Origin of the sequence: Sphingobacterium sp. 40-24 (assembly GCF_001899705.1) — a bacterium.
Taxonomy (GTDB): domain Bacteria; phylum Bacteroidota; class Bacteroidia; order Sphingobacteriales; family Sphingobacteriaceae; genus Sphingobacterium; species Sphingobacterium multivorum.
This window is the reverse complement of the sequence record NZ_MKWH01000060.1, coordinates 42,241-60,950: the sequence shown is the minus strand read 5'-3', so window position 1 is coordinate 60,950 and position 18,710 is coordinate 42,241. Positions and strand designations below refer to the sequence as shown.

Annotated in this window: 18 protein-coding genes; all 18 read left to right on the top strand. The window is 39.1% G+C overall.

The genetic code is table 11. The features are described 5' to 3' along the window. Nucleotides 1–74 precede the first annotated feature (74 nt). A complete protein-coding gene (locus BGP15_RS21975) occupies nt 75–629 on the top strand; it encodes a hypothetical protein (protein ID WP_286770737.1) in 555 nt (184 codons plus the stop codon). 160 nt (nt 630–789) lie between these two features. After that, nucleotides 790–2,625 (top strand): ABC transporter ATP-binding protein, encoded by a 1,836-nt coding sequence (locus BGP15_RS21970; RefSeq protein ID WP_070563339.1) that lies wholly within the window; start codon nt 790–792, stop codon nt 2,623–2,625. Between the two features lie 103 nt (nt 2,626–2,728). Beyond that, a complete protein-coding gene (locus BGP15_RS21965) occupies nt 2,729–3,127 on the top strand; it encodes a hypothetical protein (RefSeq protein ID WP_286770736.1) in 399 nt (132 codons plus the stop codon). Nucleotides 3,128–3,204: 77 nt separating this feature from the next. Next, entirely contained in the window at nt 3,205–3,864 is a 660-nt protein-coding gene (locus tag BGP15_RS21960; RefSeq protein WP_046672334.1) for a heme exporter protein CcmB, read from the top strand. Between the two features lie 37 nt (nt 3,865–3,901). Then, complete coding sequence (gene ccsA, locus BGP15_RS21955; protein WP_046672333.1) at nt 3,902–4,564, top strand: cytochrome c biogenesis protein; 663 nt, start codon at nt 3,902–3,904, stop codon at nt 4,562–4,564. A 147-nt stretch (nt 4,565–4,711) separates the two neighbouring features. Next, nucleotides 4,712–4,921 carry a CcmD family protein gene (locus tag BGP15_RS21950; RefSeq protein ID WP_046672332.1) on the top strand — a complete coding sequence of 70 codons (210 nt, stop codon included), beginning with the start codon at nt 4,712–4,714 and terminating at the stop codon, nt 4,919–4,921. 20 nt (nt 4,922–4,941) lie between these two features. Then, nucleotides 4,942–5,925 carry a DUF6427 family protein gene (locus BGP15_RS21945; protein ID WP_115047126.1) on the top strand — a complete coding sequence of 328 codons (984 nt, stop codon included), beginning with the start codon at nt 4,942–4,944 and terminating at the stop codon, nt 5,923–5,925. 175 nt (nt 5,926–6,100) lie between these two features. After that, nucleotides 6,101–7,426, top strand: coding sequence for a BamG family beta-barrel-assembly machinery protein (gene bamG, locus BGP15_RS21940; RefSeq protein ID WP_046672330.1), 1,326 nt, complete (start codon nt 6,101–6,103; stop codon nt 7,424–7,426). Nucleotides 7,427–7,434: 8 nt separating this feature from the next. After that, complete coding sequence (lptC, locus tag BGP15_RS21935; protein ID WP_286752246.1) at nt 7,435–8,064, top strand: LPS export ABC transporter periplasmic protein LptC; 630 nt, start codon at nt 7,435–7,437, stop codon at nt 8,062–8,064. A gap of 293 nt (nt 8,065–8,357) precedes the next feature. After that, nucleotides 8,358–10,463 (top strand): peptidylprolyl isomerase, encoded by a 2,106-nt coding sequence (locus BGP15_RS21930; RefSeq protein ID WP_112373868.1) that lies wholly within the window; start codon nt 8,358–8,360, stop codon nt 10,461–10,463. A 62-nt stretch (nt 10,464–10,525) separates the two neighbouring features. Then, a complete protein-coding gene (locus BGP15_RS21925; protein WP_286767611.1) occupies nt 10,526–11,047 on the top strand; it encodes a DUF2480 family protein in 522 nt (173 codons plus the stop codon). Between the two features lie 117 nt (nt 11,048–11,164). Further along, nucleotides 11,165–11,950 carry a DUF3108 domain-containing protein gene (locus BGP15_RS21920; protein WP_070563318.1) on the top strand — a complete coding sequence of 262 codons (786 nt, stop codon included), beginning with the start codon at nt 11,165–11,167 and terminating at the stop codon, nt 11,948–11,950. 5 nt (nt 11,951–11,955) lie between these two features. Beyond that, the gene (locus tag BGP15_RS21915; RefSeq protein WP_070563316.1) at nt 11,956–12,519 is read left to right on the top strand and encodes a DUF3109 family protein; all 564 of its coding nucleotides are present in this window, start codon (nt 11,956–11,958) and stop codon (nt 12,517–12,519) included. A 50-nt stretch (nt 12,520–12,569) separates the two neighbouring features. Continuing rightward, entirely contained in the window at nt 12,570–13,541 is a 972-nt protein-coding gene (locus BGP15_RS21910; RefSeq protein ID WP_070563314.1) for a polyprenyl synthetase family protein, read from the top strand. A gap of 1 nt (nt 13,542) precedes the next feature. Then, on the top strand, nt 13,543–14,595 hold the full coding sequence (locus tag BGP15_RS21905) for a TerC family protein (protein WP_115047120.1): 1,053 nt from the start codon (nt 13,543–13,545) through the stop codon (nt 14,593–14,595). A 267-nt stretch (nt 14,596–14,862) separates the two neighbouring features. Continuing rightward, on the top strand, nt 14,863–16,050 hold the full coding sequence (locus BGP15_RS21900) for a C1 family peptidase (RefSeq protein ID WP_286752243.1): 1,188 nt from the start codon (nt 14,863–14,865) through the stop codon (nt 16,048–16,050). 111 nt (nt 16,051–16,161) lie between these two features. After that, entirely contained in the window at nt 16,162–17,400 is a 1,239-nt protein-coding gene (locus BGP15_RS21895) for a thioredoxin family protein (RefSeq protein ID WP_286752242.1), read from the top strand. A gap of 53 nt (nt 17,401–17,453) precedes the next feature. Beyond that, complete coding sequence (locus BGP15_RS21890) at nt 17,454–18,692, top strand: thioredoxin family protein (protein ID WP_286752241.1); 1,239 nt, start codon at nt 17,454–17,456, stop codon at nt 18,690–18,692. Nucleotides 18,693–18,710 lie beyond the last annotated feature (18 nt).

Sequence of the window (18,710 nt, the reverse complement as noted above, 5' to 3'; positions counted from 1 at the left end):
TTCGTGGCAAAATAAAATTTTACCATCAACGTTAGTTTAAACTAGACATTTGATTAAATAGATCGTCCAAATACATGATGAAATTCTTAAAATTCCTACTTCCAATCGCCGTTCTATTTTGCTTCTTTGGACAGGCCAAGTCGCAAAACAACCCAGACTCCAGCTCTTTTGAGGTCCAACGAAGCCGTGTAAATGACCTACTCGATGCCCGTCAACAGAAATTCGGCGCCTATGACACGAGCCTCACTAAAAAAACAGGGCTTTTTGGCCTTTTCAAATCAAAAGGTGACATGCAAAAGAGCATTGATATCCTTAAAGATATTGTTATCACCGACAATAACATTTTCTTAGAGACTCAAAAACTATTGAAAATCAAAGATTTTGAGAAGGATAAATTCCAACAATTGGCAACAGATTACGACAAGCAGGTATCAGCCTATATCGGCACCATAAGTAAGCTTCAAAAAGAGAACGAGAAACTGCGGGCACAGATTGACAAAACATCAGGCAACGGAGGTATAGGCAATATTCTGCTCTATATCGCTTTACTTGTTATCGCCGTATTAGGATATTTACTGTATAAATTTAACGCGCAACTAACAGCTTCGAAACAACAAAATTTAGGATAAAGCAGCAGCAACAAGCATTTGCACAAGTACAAGCCACTTAAAACAGCCGTTTTAAATCAGAAAAAGTACGGTTTAGTTCAAAAAATTGACTAAAGTATGATAGCAAAATATTTTTAATCTCTTTACATTTGTCCTCGCAACAAAATTTGAAGTAGCGGATATGGCAAGAGGATTCAACAGCGGTAACAAACAAGAAGAAGATCTACCAAAACCAAAATTGAATAAAGAGCTCCTATTGAGAGCATCTAAATTGATGACCTATTTAAAACCTTATCGTTTTAAATTTGGGGTCGGCATGTTTTTCTTGGTATTATCCAGTTTGGCCATGCTCGCCTTTCCGGCTTTGCTTGGTGCCATGATTGATGCCGCGCAAGGCAAGCAAACTTATCCATGGCTTGCACCACATGTTTATTATATTGGTGGAATTGCCTTTATTATTCTGTCTTTTCTGTCAGTCGTTTCTTTTTTTCGTATCCGAATTTTTGTTGAGATTGCCGAACGTACGCTATCCGCGTTACGCAAGGATACTTATCTTAAGCTGATTTCTTTGCCAATTGAATTTTTCGCCAATCGTCGTGTTGGGGAATTAAACAGCCGCCTGTCTGCAGACCTTTCACAGATCCAGGATACGTTAACAACAACTTTGGCTGAAATCTTAAGACAGTTGATTAGTCTTTGTTTCGGTGTGTTCCTTTTGGTTTGGGTATCGCCCAAACTTGCCCTCATGAACCTTTGTATTTTACCGATTATCGTTGTAGCGGCCATTATTTTCGGAAAATTCATCCGCGAATTGTCCAGACAGGCACAGGATAAAATGGCCGAGTCAAATAGTATCGTTCAAGAAACATTATTGGGGATAAGCAACGTAAAAGCCTTTGTGAATGAGTACTTCGAGTTTAATCGCTACAGCAATCAAATGGATTCAGTGGTAAAGTTGGCAGTCAAAGGAGCTACTTTCCGTGGTGCATTTGCCTCTTTTATTATTTTCTGTATTTTCGGTGCGGTGATTGCTGTCATCTGGTACGGCGCAGCATTGGTTTCTATCCATGAAATGACTGTAGGCGACCTGACTACTTATATCTTGTATTCGATGTTTGTTGCAGGCTCCATGGGCAGTTTCCCCGAGCTCTATGCCAATATCCAACGCTCTTTGGGTGCAAGTGAGCGGATCTTGGAAATTTTAGATGAGCCCCAAGAACACCTCAATGTAAAACCAACTTGCAAGGAAGTGCACAAGACCATGACCGGAAAACTAAGCTTCAATCATGTTTCCTTTGCCTATCCAAGCCGCCCCGATATTGAAATTCTGAAAGACATCAACTTTACAGCCAATGCTGGCGATAAAATAGCCATCGTTGGACCGAGTGGAACCGGAAAATCAACAATAGCTTCATTGATTCTTCAATTCTACACAGCCAATAAAGGGGAAGTATATTACGATGACAAACCGGCATCCGATTTTGAACTTTGCGATATCCGCAACCAGGTCGCTATCGTGCCGCAAGATGTTTTGCTGTTTGGCGGAACAATACGTGAAAATATAGCCTATGGTAAGCTCGATGCCACGGAAGATGAAATAATAGCGGCTGCAAAACGTGCCAACGCACATCAATTTATATTAAATTTCCCCGAAAGCTATGACACCTTAGTTGGTGAACGTGGCGTTAAACTCTCTGGTGGTCAGCGCCAACGGATTGCCATTGCGCGTGCACTATTAAAAGATCCTGCAATCCTTATCTTGGACGAAGCCACTTCTTCCCTAGACTCAGAATCAGAAAGACAAGTGCAGGAGGCGTTGGAAGAATTAATGCGTGGACGCACCTCGATCATTATTGCACACCGACTATCGACCATTATTGATGCCGATAAAATTATCGTTGTCGAAAATGGAATCGTGTCTGAGAGCGGTACGCACTTTGAACTGCTCCAAAAAGAAAGCGGTCTTTATCAGCACCTCTATAATCTGCAATCAAAGCAGCAGAAAATTGATATGTAAAATTTTGTTAATTATTGATTCTTTTTAAACAAATTCACCCTGGGATTGTTCATTTGGTATCATACTTGATTATCATTTGAATATATAACAAAATAGAAGAATTATGAAAAATAGCAAAAATGGATTAGTGGCATTTGCTTTGGTAGGATTAGCTGCGGGAGCTGCTGCATGGTATCTTTTAGGAACTGATGATGGGAAAAAACAATTAGATCGTGCAAATGACGGCATTAAAAGCTTAACTAAGTCATTGAAAGATCTTTCAAAAAAAGAAGCTAAAAAGGCACAAAAACTAGCGAACAGAGCTTCGGCTGAATTAGACAATTTGAAATCAAAAGCACAAGCAGCTTTCAGCAAAGCATCGGATGATGCAGATGCACTGAAAAACAAAGCAAAAGAAGCCGGCAGAGAAGTTTTGGACCACGCTAACAATGCCGCTCAAAATTTGGCAAGCAAAATCGACAATACAACTGATGCTGCAAAATCCAAAATTTCTAACGCATAAGTAAAAAAACAGCTTTTTTAAGAATTGATGGTTTTGGTCACTCCCGTGGTCAAAATACATTTGTATCTTTGCTGCATATGACTTTGCTGCAACAGGTAAAAACTTTAATTCTTAAAGACATCATTCTGGAATGGCGTTCAAAATATGCTATTAACGGAATTCTACTATATGTCGTATCAACTGTTTTCGTCTGCTATCAAGCGTTCAAATCAGTTGATACGGCTACATGGAATGCATTATTTTGGATCATTATGCTCTTCGCTTCGATCAATGCAATCAACAAAAGCTTCGTCCAAGAAAACCCAAACCGGCAACTTTACTACTATTCACTGGTTGATCCCAGAGCGATCATTTTAGCGAAAGTCATTTACAATATGATGATGATGACCCTGCTGGCGATCATTGCATATTTTGTCTATTCGACGATATTCAGAAACCCTGTCGGTGATCCAACACTGTACTTCATTTCGGTCATCTTAGGCAGCATCAGTTTCGCCACAGTCTTTACCATGATCTCCGGGATCAGCTCCAAAGCAGGCAACAACAGCACCTTAATGGCCATCTTGAGTTTCCCTGCCATTATCCCACTGTTAATCGTATTAATCAAGCTATCCCGCAATGCAATAGAAGGCCTGGAAAGGGCTTCCAGCAGCAAAGAAATAATCGTATTACTTGCAATTAATGTAATCACCATCACTATTTCTTTATTGTTATTTCCGTACCTTTGGCGAGATTAAGTGTCAGAATTGAGAACAAACTAAATTCAATTTATCCATGAGAAAAAAATGGTGGAAAATATTAGCGGTAATGATTATCTGTGCGGTCATTATCAATGGTCTTTTGGGACCTGTTCCCCGCCTATTCATCCTTCACGAAAGCATACGCAACGTTTATTTTCATGTCCCAATGTGGTCGGCTATGTTCGTTATGTACCTGGTTTCTGTTATTTATAGTATCAAATACCTCAATACGGGCAAACAGGAGTATGATTTAATGGCCATTGAAGCCGTTAATACCGGAATAACATTTTGTTTTCTTGGACTTGCAACAGGTATGCTTTGGGCAAACATCACCTGGGGAGAACCTTGGCCAAACGACCCGAAGCTTAATGGCTCTGCCATAGCAACACTGATGTATCTAGCCTATTTGGTGCTCCGCAATGCGCTGGAAGAAGAACAAAAAAGAGCCAAAATATCGGCTGTGTACAATATCTTTGCATTTCCGATTATCATCGTGTTACTTTATATTCTGCCAAAGATGACAGACTCTCTTCACCCTGGAAGTGGAGGAAACGCAGCCTTTGGCGATTTAAAAATGAGCAGCGAGCTACGCCCTACATTTTATGCCGCGATGATCGGCTGGCCAATGATTGCAGCTTGGATTTGTTCACTTCGCTATAGAGTACGCCTGCTCGAAAAGAAAGACTTGAACGCATAATATTGAACGGCTAATACCGTACTTTATTTCTAAAATAAAGAAATCCGGTAAATCCCAATCAGTAAAAAACAGAATATTACATAAATCAAATAGCGTGTATCGAATCATACATAACAATGAAAACGACACGAATAATATTTTAAACAAATGAAAAAAATAACATTGTCAATCGCCTTACTACTCTTATCAACTTTGAGCACATTTGCACAGGATGATGTTGAGATGGCGACTGGATTACGTAGCGAAGGTAAGATCTACGTTGTTGTATTGGTCATGTTGGTCATTTTTCTAGGTTTGGCTTTCTTCCTTTTCTTGCTCGATCGCCGTATCAGCAAATTGGAAAAAAAGAATAAATAGCATTTTATTGATTGCATACGATGATTATAAGTCAGTTTAGAAATTATTCACCCATCAATATTTTATTTCTATCCATCGTGGGTTTTGTTTTATGCTTAGGCATATTTCTTCACCTTCCGGACAAACTTGATTCTGTAATCTTTGAGCCTGCCTTGGGGAATCTTTTGGGAGAAAATAACTTAATCAACTTCTCTCCTTCGACCAATGTTTTTATCACACTGATCCTGACGATTTCTCAGGCAACGATACTCAATCGCATCACAAGCCATTTTAACCTGCTGGGTAAACCCAGTTTCTTGGTTGCTTTGATGTACATGACACTGGCCAGCCTGTTTTTACCATTTTTGGTACTTTCACCCACACTGATCTGTAATTTCATTTCGATATGGATGTTAAGCAAATTGCTCTCCCTCTATCGGCAGACAGATGTTAAAGCCGAAATGTTTGATCTCGGTATGATTGTAGGTATAGGAAGTCTGATCTACTTCCCTTTTCTGAGTATGTTCGCCTTACTATGGATAGGCCTACTCATTTTTAGGCCATTCAACTGGCGCGAGTGGATCACACCTTTACTTGGCCTAGCAACGGTCTATTTCATCTTAGCGGTTATCTACCTTTGGATGGGTAAAATGGAGCAGTTTTATACCATTTGGCTACCGTTTACCTACAAATTCCCTACTGCTATTCGCATTCAGTTAGTCGATTATCTGGTACTCGTCCCAGTAATCTTTACGTTAATACTCTTCCTCTTGGTATTGAAAGACAATTTTTTCAAAAGTGTCGTGCATATTCGCAAGTCATTTCAACTGTTGTTTTTTATGTTATGCCTTGCGATAGTTTCTTTTTACTGGAATAAAAAACTAACGGAGGCCCATTTTTTACTTTGTGCCCCCTCCATCGCTATTTATATGGCTTATTATTTCACTTATGCCAAAAAGAAATGGTTTTTTGAAGTTGTATATGCCATCATAACACTGACCATAATCTACTTTCAGTTTTTCTAAACGACTGTACAATAAGTGTTTAACCTTTTTTAACAAAATCGGCTTAACAAGCTCGCAAAAATTGAATAGTTTTGTATGCGATTAAAAGCAAAGAACATTTAATATAAGAGTCAGATAACTCGAAAATTTCACTAAAACTAAATAAACATTAGTTTCTCAATTTTATAGATTGACCATGCAGAAACGCTTTACAAGCTCTCTAAGAAATAAATCACTCCAACTGTTGTTAGCAGGTGGAATTTTAGCTAGTTCTACTACCGCATTTGCACAAAAAACGACATCCGCATCACCTTATTCTCAATTTGGACTTGGTCAGATGCGTGAAGATTTATTGCCACAATATAGAGGGATGGGAGGTGTCAATACCGCTGTCCGGAGAATCAATGGCGTGTATAATACCAACCCAAGCAACCCTGCATCTTATTCTGCTACACAGTTTACGACCTTTGATGCTGGTTTATACGGGAACTACACGCAGTTAAATTCGACAACAAGATCGGATAATACCGCTGACTTTGCCTTTAGCCACATCACCATGACATTCCCAATGAAACGATTTGGTGGTATCAGCTTGGGTATTCTTCCCTATTCAGATATAGGCTATCGGACATCTTCAACGGGAACAGTCAATTCTGATCCCTATACGAAAGTTTTCACGGGCGAAGGTGGTTTAACTAAAGCCTATGCAGGTTGGGGGGTACGCATTGTAAAAGGTCTGAGTATTGGTGCCAATATGTCTTATCTATTTGGAACCCTAAATGATTATAGCCGTGTAGAGTTTTTGCCTTCATCCGGAGCATTAAATACACAACAACAAAATAAGCGCGAAATCCAAGGGATTATCTTTGATTATGGTCTGCAATACGAACAACCTTTAAATAGAGAATACTCGTTGATCGTTGGTTATTCAGGGTCGCTCAATAATGATATCAAAGAAAGAGCAACAATTTTTAATACACGGGTTACACCTTCAACGGATCCAGACAACCAAAATATCCCGTTGGATAGCACCTATGTTTCGGACCGTAGCAGCAGGCATTTGACGCTTCCGTTGCGACATAATGTAGGTATTACCCTTGCACGTAACAACCGATGGTTAATCGGGGCCGATTTTAAATATGCCGATTGGTCAAGATTTCAGACCAGAGCGGGTGAAAACGAACTACGGAAGAATTATGGCGTAGCGATTGGTGGTCAGATTACACCAGATGTTACTTCGCTTAAATATCTGAACCAAGTAGACTATAGAGTTGGTTTCAGGTATAATAAAACACAATATTTCTTAAGCGACCAGAATATCAACGATATGGCGGTTACTGTAGGTGTGGGACTGCCGTTGGCAAGAAATCAATTTTCAGGAGCTTTCTCTAAAATAAACTTCTCTGCAGAATTTGGCCAAATGGGCAAAATCAGCAACAGTCTCCTACGTGAACGCTATATTAACTTTAATATCGGCTTTACCCTCAATGACCGCTGGTTTAGAAAACCGCCTTTAGATTAATTAATACGATGGTACGCAAGACATTTGCTTCATCCATATTCCAAAATATATCGCCCCTAGTATTCTTATTTTTACTAGGGGCGCTCTCATTGACCTCTTGCGAACCGGATCTAAAAGAGGTAGACCGCATTGCCAATATGAAAAAGGAAGAGGCGGTCGACATTTCGCGTCATGTCGATATTATTTATAGCGATTCCACACGGGTAAAAGCGAATCTCACAGCCCCTGAAATGCGTATCAAACACGATAGCACCGAAGTATACGAATTTCCAAAAAGCATAAAAATCATCTTTTACGACGACAATTTAAAGGAAACTCAGCGAATTACTTCCGACCATGCTATTCGGCGGGAAAAAGAAAAGACCACCGTATTTACCAAAAATGTGGTGGTTACTATGGCTGACGGTTCTGTCATCAAAACAGAAGAGATCATCTATGACGAAAGTAAAGCCGATAGCAACAGCAACATGACCTTTTATAATCATGTTCCCATTACGGCATTCTTTCGGGATAATCGCGGTAACTTACAAGGTTCATCATTTACTTCGGACAAGGATTTTAAACACGTCAATATAGCCAATGCAACTGGTTATACGGTGATCACCAACAACAGTCTTTTCCCTTCCTTAGGTAAATAACTATTTACAGGCCATAAACCAGATTCAGGTTTAGCTTAACAGCAGGTATAGATCCGAGACAATACCTCCAGGCAGTTTATTTATACGATTAAGTTGTTCAAAACGAATCATTTGAACTAAAAGAGCACAAAAAACTCCACTTTATACAAATAGTTTTCAAATTTGTTTTGTTACATTCAGGAAAATATTCCGTTTTTTTTTATAAAAATTGTATCTTGCACCGCATTTTGCTATGCTATGCATAAATTAACGAAATACAAGTATTTACACAATATAAACACAATAAGCAGACTATGGGATTAATGGGCTTTTTGCGTAACAAAGCTGGTGTCATCTTGACCGCAGCTATGGCTATCGCAATTTTAGCATTTTTACTAGGCGATGTCGTTCGAGGGGGAGCTCCTTTTTGGGCGAGACATCAAAATCGTGTAGGGGAAGTCAACGGAACTGAAATTGAATATCCTGAGTTCAGTAAGCAAGTTGAACAAACAGAGGAAATGTTCAAACAACAAATGGGCGGTGCAGTGACCCCTCAAATGCGGACCTACGCTGTTCAACAAGTATGGAATCAATTTTTATCAAGAGAAATCTTGAAAAAGGAAATTGAAAAAATCGGTTTGACTGTCGGTAAAGACGAATTAAATGATTTAGTGCAAGGTAACAACCCTTCACCTCAAATCGTTCAAGCGTTTACCAACCCACAAACAGGACAATTTGACCCGAGTCAACTGCGTGCTTTTATCACCCAAATGAACACATCAGGTAACCAACAAGTGGCTGAACAATGGGAGGAACTACTGAAAGGCGTTAGAGATGAGCGTTTAAGCAGCAAATATGGCGAATTGCTTTCTAATAGCGTATATGTTACTTCTTTGGAAGCAAACGAAGAATACCAAGAGCGTAATAAACTAGCAGACTTCAAATACATTCTTTTGGATTACGCTTCTGTTAAGGATGCTGATGCCAAATTGACTGATGCAGATTACCAAGAATATTATAATGAGCATAAAAGTATGTTCAAAACACAAGAGGAAACACGTGCGATCCAATACGTAATGGTGGATGCAAAACCTCTTGCAAAAGATTCATTGGCCGTAAAAGAGACCATCAATAAATTGAAACAAGATTTAATTGTTTCAAAGGATGACTCATTGTTCGCTTCGATCAACTCCGACAACAAATTTCCATTCACCTATGTAAAAAAAGGACAATTGAGTCCTTCATTGGATTCCGTTGTCTTCAATGTTGCGGTCGGAACAACTGTGGGACCTTTCTTAAACAACAATGCGTATGAAATTGCAAAAGTTGTTTCTACGATTATCAGTCCTGACTCTGTGAAAGCATCGCACATCCTATTGGACCCTGCTGCTGAAGGTGGCGTTGATAAAGCATTGGCAAAAGCAGATTCGATCAAAGGATTGATTCAAAAAGGAGACAATTTTGCTGCGCTTGCAGTTCAGTTCAGCAAAGATCCGGAGAGCAAAACAAATGGTGGTGAACTAGGTACTTTCACAAGAGGCCGAATGGTTCCTGAATTTGAAAAAGCTGTATTCGAAGGCAAAACGGGCGATATCAAAGTTGTAAAATCGCAATTTGGTGTCCATGTCATTAAAATTGAGAAACAATCAGGAAGTTCAAAATATGCAAAAGTTGCTATCATTGACAAAGTCATCAACAGCGGAAAAGAAACGTTGAACAATGCACATAGCAAAGCAACAGCATTCTTATCTGCAGCTACAGCACAGAACTTTGCTCAAGAAGCGAAAAAACTTGGTCTGGAAGCAAAAACAGCCTCACGCGTAACAGCGATGGACAATGTATTAGATGGCGCCGAAGCTCCACGTGATTTAATCAAATGGGCTTTCGAAGCTAAAAAAGGCGATATTTCAGATAAAGTTTTCGAGACTGAAACCTCTTATATCTTAGCAAACTTGGTCGACATACAGCCTAAAGGAACTCTTTCCTTGGATGCTGTTAAGAAAGATATCGAACCTGCGGTAAGAAATATGGTTAAAGCTAGAATCTTGAAAGATAAATTTGACAAGGCTTTAGCAGGTACATCTTCTATTGATCAAGTAGCACAAAAAGTTGGTAAAGCAGCTATTCACGTTGAAAATGTTGTCTTCGCAAATCCAGTTATTCCTGGTGTTGCATTAGAAAACAAAGTGGTTGGTACTGTTTTTGGGCTACAGCCAAACAAACCTTCCAAAGCGATTGAAGGCAATACCGGTGTATATGTTGTACAAGTAAATGGTTTTACCAATCCTGCCGCGATTTCGGATATCAACGGACAAAAGAAACAAATGCTTGCAGCGAAAGCACAACGCGCTTGGGGATCTATTTTCCGCGCTTTACAAGACAAAGCTGAAATCATTGACAATAGAGTGAAATTCTTTTAAAAGATTTTTAAGTAAATTTGTAGCCGGACGAATTATCGTCCGGCTTTTTTTTTGATGTAAATATGGATATTCAAACAGATATTGTCAACAAAGTTGCGCAAAGTGGGTTAGTCACAGTTGACCTGGCCAACTACCATCCTAAAGCAGACAATGTAGTCTATGATATTAAGGATAATCTCTTCCATGGCTTGATTCTTAAAGAAAAGGATTTCCGAGAATTCATTAAGACACACGACTGGTCGCAATACGAAGGTAAACATGTCGCAATTACGTGTACTGCCGATGCTATTGTTCCGACCTGGGCTTATATGTTATTAGCCAACAAATTGGAACCCTATGCGAAGACAGTTATTTTTGGGGATTCAGAGGAGTTGTTGCGTATGCAGTATGCTGCGGCAATCGAACAGATTGACATGGAACAATTTCGAGATCAACGTGTGGTTGTGAAAGGTTGTGGTGATATTTTTATTCCGGAGTCTACCTTTGTGCAGTTTACGGTAAAATTGAGTAAGGTAGCAAAGAGTATTATGTATGGTGAACCCTGTTCTACGGTCCCCGTATTTAAGCGGACACAGCCTAAATAACTCAGCTTAACATAAGTATAAGTCATCGTCCATGAAGGTCTCATTAACTTCAAAAGTTAAATTTATTTGAATGAAATTAACATTTCTTTTTCAAACAAATTTCGTAAACTTACGTACATGAAACTTATATCGACTTTGCTCCTTTACTTATCCGTTATCGTAAGTACTGCTTTCGCTCAAGATTTACCGCATTTAAAAGAATCGGCATTTAAAGGTGGCGAGAAATTAAAATATAAACTCCGTTATGGCTTTATTTCAGCCGCAACAGGGACATTAACCGTTGAGGATACCAAGGATGGAGCCGGAAACCCTTCCTTTCATCTATACGCTGCCGGCAAAACAGCTGGCGCCTTTGCCATATATACGGTGAGAAATGAATACAACTCGTATATCAACAGCAAGACATTTTTACCGTATTACTATACGGAAAACATTCGTGAAGGAGGATATAGACGGAACGATAAGGTGCGCTTCAACCAGGAGACAAATAGTGTTGTAGGCAACAAGGGGACTTTCAATTCGAAGGTAGATCAGACTTTCGACTTGCTTTCTTCCTATTATTTCGCCCGAAATCTAGATCTGTCGACTGTTAAACCAGGAGAATCTTTTAAGCTGACTTATTTTTTGAATGATGAGATTGCCACCTTAGGCATACAATATATTGGAATAGAAAAAATAAAAACGGAATTAGGCACTTTAGAATGTCTCAAATTCAGTCCTGAGATTAAACCAGGACGTATCTTTAAAAAAAATAGCAAACTTTATCTGTGGGTAACCAATGATGGCAACCGTATTCCGGTCAAAGCCAATGTAGATATTCTAATCGGTTCGGTAACACTGGAATTACTCGAAGCCAGTGGATTAAAATACAAATTGGGACAGAAAGCAAGCTACTCAAAATAATTAGAATGATTGAAGTAGGAAATGTATTGGTGCACGAAGATCTAATCAACAATGACTTTGTGTGTAATTTATCAAAATGTAAAGGAATTTGTTGTATTGAAGGCGATTCAGGCGCACCTTTATTGGAGAGTGAAAAGGCTATATTGGAGGAGATTTATCCCAAAGTAAAGCCCTATATGACCGAGAAAGGTATTGAAGCGATTGAAGAGCAAGGGAAGTATGTTGTCGATATTGATGGCGATCTAACGACCACTTGTGTTGATGGGAATAAAGAATGTGCCTATGTGACCTGGGAAAATGGCATTACAAAATGCGCTATCGAAAAAGCTTACGAACTTGGCGAGGTGCATTGGCGAAAACCCGTTTCGTGTCACCTCTATCCTATCAGGACAACACATTACCCCGAATTCGACGTACTTCACTATGACCGTTGGCATATCTGTAAAGATGCATGCTCATTTGGTAAAGAATTACAGGTCCCTGTATTTAAATTTTTAAAGGATCCTCTCATCCGAACCTATGGTGAGGAATGGTACAAAAATCTTGAGAAAGCAGTCGAAGAGTTGTAACAAAATCACTATCTTTAAGCTTTAACTATTTTGGTATTTCACCCCAATTCATGTCAAAATTAAGAGAGATCCAACGTCCTATTGCCCATGAACTTGAGGCTTTTGAAAAAAAATTCAAAGCTTCAATGAAAAGCTCCGTCCCCTTGTTGGATCGCATTACACAATACCTGATCAAACGTAAAGGCAAACAAATGCGGCCCATGTTTGTGTTCTTTTCTGCTGGGATATGCAACGGAATCAATGAATCCACCTACAGAGGAGCTGCTCTCGTAGAATTGCTGCATACCGCATCACTCGTACATGATGATGTGGTAGACAACTCCTACGAACGCAGAGGTTTTTTTTCCATCAATGCTTTATGGAAAAATAAAATTGCTGTTTTGGTGGGTGATTTTCTGCTGTCAAGGGGCCTGCTCCTTTCTGTAAAACATCAGGATTATCACTTACTAAAAATTGTATCGGAAGCTGTTGATCAGATGAGCGAAGGTGAATTGCTTCAAATCGAAAAGGCCCGTAAACTGGATATCGAAGAGTCTATTTATTTTGAGGTCATTCGAAAGAAAACAGCCTCGCTGATTGCCTCTTGCTGTGCCTGTGGATCGGCTTCTTCGAATGCAGATCAGGAGACAATCGATAAGCTCCATCAATTTGGTGAAAAGATCGGAATTGCATTTCAAATCAAGGACGATTTATTCGACTTTGGTTTAGATGACGTTGGCAAACCACTCGGCAATGACATCAAAGAGAAGAAAATGACCTTACCGTTAATCTATGCCTTGAATCAAGTGACTTCAAGTGAAAAGCGAAGGATCATTAATTTGATTAAAAACCATAATGAAGACACACACAAAGTGGCTGAAGTCATCGACTTTGTCCGCCAGAGTGGTGGGCTCGAATACGCTACAAATAAGATGCTGGAATACCAACAAGATGCTTTCCGGATCTTGGAAGACTTTCCCGACAGTGAATACAAATCGGGGTTGGAGCAGCTGGTAAAATATACAACAGAAAGAAAAAAATAAAATGAGTCACGAATTAATGTTTTTTGGCGGATTCCTCATCTTTATTGCACTTATGCTAGCAATAGATCTAGGCTTATTCTCCAAAGGCGACAAACCTGTTAGCCTAAAGATGGCTAGCATCATGAGCGCCATCTGGGTCTTATTCTCCTTGGGTTTCTATTGGCTTCTCCGTCACTATGGATTTGAATTGCACAATATCCATGACTTGGACCACCTTCAAGAAATCATTACCAAACACCACCACGATATTAAAATCATTCCCGGTGATTTAGCGGCGAGTCTCGAGCTCTACAACAAAAACCTTGGTCTGGAATATATCACCGGTTACGTTGTGGAATATGCCCTATCCGTAGATAATATCTTTGTGATGGTATTATTATTTACTTCTTTTGGCATTCCGGAGCGCTATTACCATAAAGTTTTGGTGTGGGGAATTTTGGGCGCAATCATTATGCGTTTCTTGTTTATTTTCCTTGGTGCAACCCTTATTGCTAAATTCGGCTGGATCCTCTATGTTTTTGGTGCTTTCTTGGTCTTTACAGGGGTCAAAATGTTTATCAACCGTAACCAGGACGAAGAAGTGGATCCACAGAATCACCCGGTCGTTAAATTTGCTTCCCGATACTTTAAGGTAACCCCCAAATTAGATGGTGGACACTTCTTCCATGTAGAGAACGGCGTGAAATATATGACACCGCTATTTCTTGTACTGCTGGTCATAGAATTTACGGATTTGATTTTTGCTGTGGATTCTATCCCTGCAATTTTCTCGGTTACCAAAGATCCCTATGTTGTATTTTTCTCCAATATTTTTGCAATACTTGGATTGCGGTCGATGTTCTTCCTTTTGGTCAATATCATCCACAAATTCCAATACCTCAAAGTAGGTTTAGCATTTTTGCTGGTCTTCATTGGTTTAAAGATGCTGCTGCATCATTGGTTGGCCGAAGTAGGTTTTACAACAACACATTCTTTGATCGTTATTGTCGGCATACTTGCATTGAGTATCATTGCTTCGCTGCTTTTTCCGAAAAAAGCTGAACCGACTGATTAAACGACTATTGAAAGCGTACCGACGGTCATTATTCGGCGAGAAACTCCGGTAATCCGCGCGAAATTACAAACGATACAGAACACCATGGTCAGAAAGAAATTTCTGACCATTTTTATGTGATATTATGCTTTATGCATATCCTATTCTCCAGCAAAAGATTGCAGAAAAACAGCAGATTTTTAAGAACAATTATTTTACAGAGGAATTTACCTTACTAAATTTTATTTATTTAATTTAGCACCACACTAAATTAACAAAATACTAACAATGAATTGGAATAAAACGATTGTACTAGCTGCTTCACTTTTCGCAGCTTCATTCCAAGTACAAGCACAAGACAATTTGATCAATGCGCTAAAAGCAAATCAAAATGACAATAGCAAATCTGGATTTACATTTACTGAAGTTATCAATCTTGGTAACACATCCATCAAAAACCAAGGTTCATCTGGTACTTGTTGGTCTTATTCAGGTAACTCTTTCCTGGAGTCAGAAATGATCCGTATGGGTAAAAAACCAGTGGAGATCTCACAAATCTATACCGCGCGCAACACGTATTTAGATAAAGCACGCACGTATGTACGCCTTCATGGCGGATTGTCATTGGGTGAAGGTGGTCAATTCCATGATGTGTTGAACTCTTTCCGTAAATATGGTACAATGCCGCAATCGGCTTACACAGGTCTTCACTACGGTACTACACGTAACAACTTTGGTGAAATGACCAATATGTTGGATGCGATGTTAGGAGCAGTAGTAAAGGGTAAAACGTTAACGCCAAACTGGGAAAAAGCCTATACCGCTGCGATGGATTCTTATCTTGGGGAAGTACCTGAGAAATTTGACTATAACGGTAAATCCTATACACCGCGCACCTTTGCAGATCAGGTAATCGGTATCAATCCGGATGATTACGTGGGTATTGCTTCGGTAACTGACCACCCATACTACAGCCAATTCGTATTGTTGATTCCAGACAACTGGTCATTCGACCGTTTCTATAATGTTAAGATGAACGATTTAACGGACATTATTGACAACGCTTTACAAAAAGGTTATACGGTAGCTTGGGCTACTGACGTATCAGAAAAAGGTTTCTCTTGGAAAAACGGTGTAGCTTATGTACCAGAAAAACCTTTCGAGGAAATGACAGATCAAGAAAAGTCAACAATGTTTGTTGGTCCTAAACCAGAGTTAAAAGTAACACCGGAAGAAAGACAAAAAGCTTTCGACAACTGGCAGACTACAGATGACCACGGTATGCATATCGTAGGTCTTGTAAAAGATCAAAACGGAAAAGAGTATTACATCGTTAAAAACTCTTGGGGTACAACAAATGACTATCATGGTTATTTATATGCATCAAAAGAATTTGTACGATATAAAACAACTTCTTTGATGTTACATAAAGACGGTCTAACAAAAGATTTAAAATCGAAGATAAATATCAAATAAGCGATTTATCAGTCCACGAAAACACCTCTGAAATTAATACATCAGAGGTGTTTTTGTTTTCAGATTAATTTAATAACTTAAACATAATTATGAATCTTTTGTTGAGTGAGTATGAGAAGTATAATCGCGTTATGCCTTACAATTTTATTCGGGAATTTGGCTCAAGCCCAGACTAAGGGAGTGAAATTTGTAGAAGGGTTGAGTTGGAAGCAGATAAAGGAACGGGCACAAGCTGAGAACAAGTTTATCTTCGTAGAGCTATTTGCAACCTGGTGTGGCCCATGCCAATATATGAGCAATGAGATCTTTCCCCTAGAGCAGGTGGGGCAGCCAATCAATCAGAACTTCATTAGTGTAAAAGTGCAAATGGATTCGACAGAGTCCGACAATGCCAATGTCAAAAAGTGGTATGCTGATGCGCGTGCTATTTCCAATGAATACAATATTCAATCCTTTCCCACATTTCTTATCTTTAATTCCGATGGGCAGGCGGTACACCGGATTGTCGGTGCAAATGATGCTCCCGAATTTGTTGGGCATGTGATGGATGGACTAAATCCCGAAACACAGTATTACACGCTGTTAAAAAAGTTCGAGAAAAGACCCCAAGATATTTATACGGCCAAGCAGATGCTGAAAGCAGCAAATATCGCTTACGATGAAAATACTGCACGAAAGGCAGAAAATACCTTAGCGAATTCATTGGGTACGGATGAGTTATTCAAAAAAGAAAATGTCCATATTTTATTGGCAGCTGCCAAATTCACCAATTCAAAAGCTTTTAATCTTATTCGCAACAATAAAGAGAAAATCGATATTCTATTAGAGTCACCAGGTATTGCCAACCGCACCCTGGCTAATGTTGTCGTCAACGAATTATTTCAGATTAAGATTGATGCCAAACATGAACCCAACTGGGATAGTTATCAGAATGAACTCGCTGCAAAATATCCAGACATCGATTTCATCCCGATGTTCAAGAAAATAAAAGCACACTATTACCTTCAGGTGAAGAATTACGTCGCCATGAAGAATACCATCAATGATTACCTTTCGTCAGAAGATTTTACCCCACACCAATTAAATACCTTTGCCTGGACTATTTTTAATAATAGCAGTGATACTGCATGTATTGAATCCGCGTTAAGCTGGAGCAAGAAATCCATCCTTGAGGATCCAAGCAGTGCATTTTTGGATACCTATGCAAATCTGCTCTATAAGAAAGGAGAGAAAGAAAAAGCCATAAAGTGGCAAAACAAAGCGATCGAAATGGCCAGTGAGGACGATCGTCCTATCTATCAAGAAACACTGGACAAAATGATGAAAGGAATAAAAACTTGGGAAAACTAAACCTATCCCGACCAATACGAACGATTAAATTAAAAATCCAAAATACCAACATTATGAAAAAATTGATTTTAATGCTATTTCTAATTCCAACCCTCCTATTTGCGCAGAGCGAAGGGGTCAAATTTGAGCATGGGCTCAATTGGAGTCAGATTAAAGAAAAAGCAGCTAAAGAAAACAAATTCATTTTTGTAGACTGTTTTACAACCTGGTGTGGCCCCTGTAAATATATGTCGAGTACCATCTTCCCACAAGCCAAAGTAGGCGATTTTTTCAATGCTAAATTTGTCAATGCAAAAATTCAGATGGATAAAACTAAGAATGACAATGAAGATGTAAAATCATGGTACGAAGAGGCCGATCGTTTTGCCAAAGAATATAAAGTTAGAGCCTACCCAACTTTTCTGATCTTTGACTCAAAAGGTACCCTTGTGCATCGTATCGTAGGTGGTGGTGAAGCGGACGATTTTATAGCGAAAGCACAAAAATCACTTGATCCAAATACACAATATGAAACACTATTGGCAAAATTCAATGCCGACCCAACAAATGTAAACATCGCCAAAAGTATGGCTATAGCTGCCAAAGAAGCTTATGATCAAGAGACACAAGCAAAAGCGGAAGGAGTCGTACTGGCGTCCTTGTCTACGGATCAAATCTTTACAAAGGAGAATGTTAGTTTATTACTTTCAGCGGCGAATGTTGTCGATTCTAAGGCTTTTAATTTAATCAAAGACAATCCTGCTAAATTTGATGCCGTTAGTGAAAAAGTGAAAGCAAATGACTTCCTCTCCCAACTGTTGGTTAGTAATGCAGTAAACACCAAAATTCGTGCAAAGGAAACAGTTGATTTTACGAGCATAGAAAAAGAATTGGCGCAAAAATATCCGACTGTGAATACAGAGAAAGCAAGTCTCGAAATGCAACCACGTTATTATGGTTATACCAAAAATTACCCTGGTTTAAGAGATAGCTTCAATAAATACATTGCAAAATATGGTTCAACCATTACCGCTGCAGAACTAAACAACATGGCGTGGTCCATTTTTGAAAACTGCAATGACCCAGCGTGCCTAAAAGCAGCAGCTGAATGGAGCAAATTATCCAACGAAAAAGAAAAAGATGCACCCATGTATTTAGACACTTTTGCAAACATATTATATCGCCTTGGAGAAAAAGAAAAAGCAATTAAAACGCAAGAAAAAGCGATCTCACTCATTACCGATGCTACTCAAAAAGAAGAATATGTAGCAACATTACAGAAAATGAAAAAGGGTGAAAAGACCTGGCAATAAGAAGATATTCGAATAGTC

What these genes read in the sequence shown, in the direction of transcription:
- BGP15_RS21975 (WP_286770737.1), top strand. Translation starts at nt 75, where the DNA reads ATGATGAAATTCTTAAAATTCCTACTTCCAATCGCCGTTCTATTTTGC.
- BGP15_RS21970 (WP_070563339.1), top strand. Translation starts at nt 790, where the DNA reads ATGGCAAGAGGATTCAACAGCGGTAACAAACAAGAAGAAGATCTACCA.
- BGP15_RS21965 (WP_286770736.1), top strand. Translation starts at nt 2,729, where the DNA reads ATGAAAAATAGCAAAAATGGATTAGTGGCATTTGCTTTGGTAGGATTA.
- BGP15_RS21960 (WP_046672334.1), top strand. Translation starts at nt 3,205, where the DNA reads ATGACTTTGCTGCAACAGGTAAAAACTTTAATTCTTAAAGACATCATT.
- ccsA (WP_046672333.1), top strand. Translation starts at nt 3,902, where the DNA reads ATGAGAAAAAAATGGTGGAAAATATTAGCGGTAATGATTATCTGTGCG.
- BGP15_RS21950 (WP_046672332.1), top strand. Translation starts at nt 4,712, where the DNA reads ATGAAAAAAATAACATTGTCAATCGCCTTACTACTCTTATCAACTTTG.
- BGP15_RS21945 (WP_115047126.1), top strand. Translation starts at nt 4,942, where the DNA reads ATGATTATAAGTCAGTTTAGAAATTATTCACCCATCAATATTTTATTT.
- bamG (WP_046672330.1), top strand. Translation starts at nt 6,101, where the DNA reads ATGCAGAAACGCTTTACAAGCTCTCTAAGAAATAAATCACTCCAACTG.
- lptC (WP_286752246.1), top strand. Translation starts at nt 7,435, where the DNA reads ATGGTACGCAAGACATTTGCTTCATCCATATTCCAAAATATATCGCCC.
- BGP15_RS21930 (WP_112373868.1), top strand. Translation starts at nt 8,358, where the DNA reads ATGGGATTAATGGGCTTTTTGCGTAACAAAGCTGGTGTCATCTTGACC.
- BGP15_RS21925 (WP_286767611.1), top strand. Translation starts at nt 10,526, where the DNA reads ATGGATATTCAAACAGATATTGTCAACAAAGTTGCGCAAAGTGGGTTA.
- BGP15_RS21920 (WP_070563318.1), top strand. Translation starts at nt 11,165, where the DNA reads ATGAAACTTATATCGACTTTGCTCCTTTACTTATCCGTTATCGTAAGT.
- BGP15_RS21915 (WP_070563316.1), top strand. Translation starts at nt 11,956, where the DNA reads ATGATTGAAGTAGGAAATGTATTGGTGCACGAAGATCTAATCAACAAT.
- BGP15_RS21910 (WP_070563314.1), top strand. Translation starts at nt 12,570, where the DNA reads ATGTCAAAATTAAGAGAGATCCAACGTCCTATTGCCCATGAACTTGAG.
- BGP15_RS21905 (WP_115047120.1), top strand. Translation starts at nt 13,543, where the DNA reads ATGAGTCACGAATTAATGTTTTTTGGCGGATTCCTCATCTTTATTGCA.
- BGP15_RS21900 (WP_286752243.1), top strand. Translation starts at nt 14,863, where the DNA reads ATGAATTGGAATAAAACGATTGTACTAGCTGCTTCACTTTTCGCAGCT.
- BGP15_RS21895 (WP_286752242.1), top strand. Translation starts at nt 16,162, where the DNA reads ATGAGAAGTATAATCGCGTTATGCCTTACAATTTTATTCGGGAATTTG.
- BGP15_RS21890 (WP_286752241.1), top strand. Translation starts at nt 17,454, where the DNA reads ATGAAAAAATTGATTTTAATGCTATTTCTAATTCCAACCCTCCTATTT.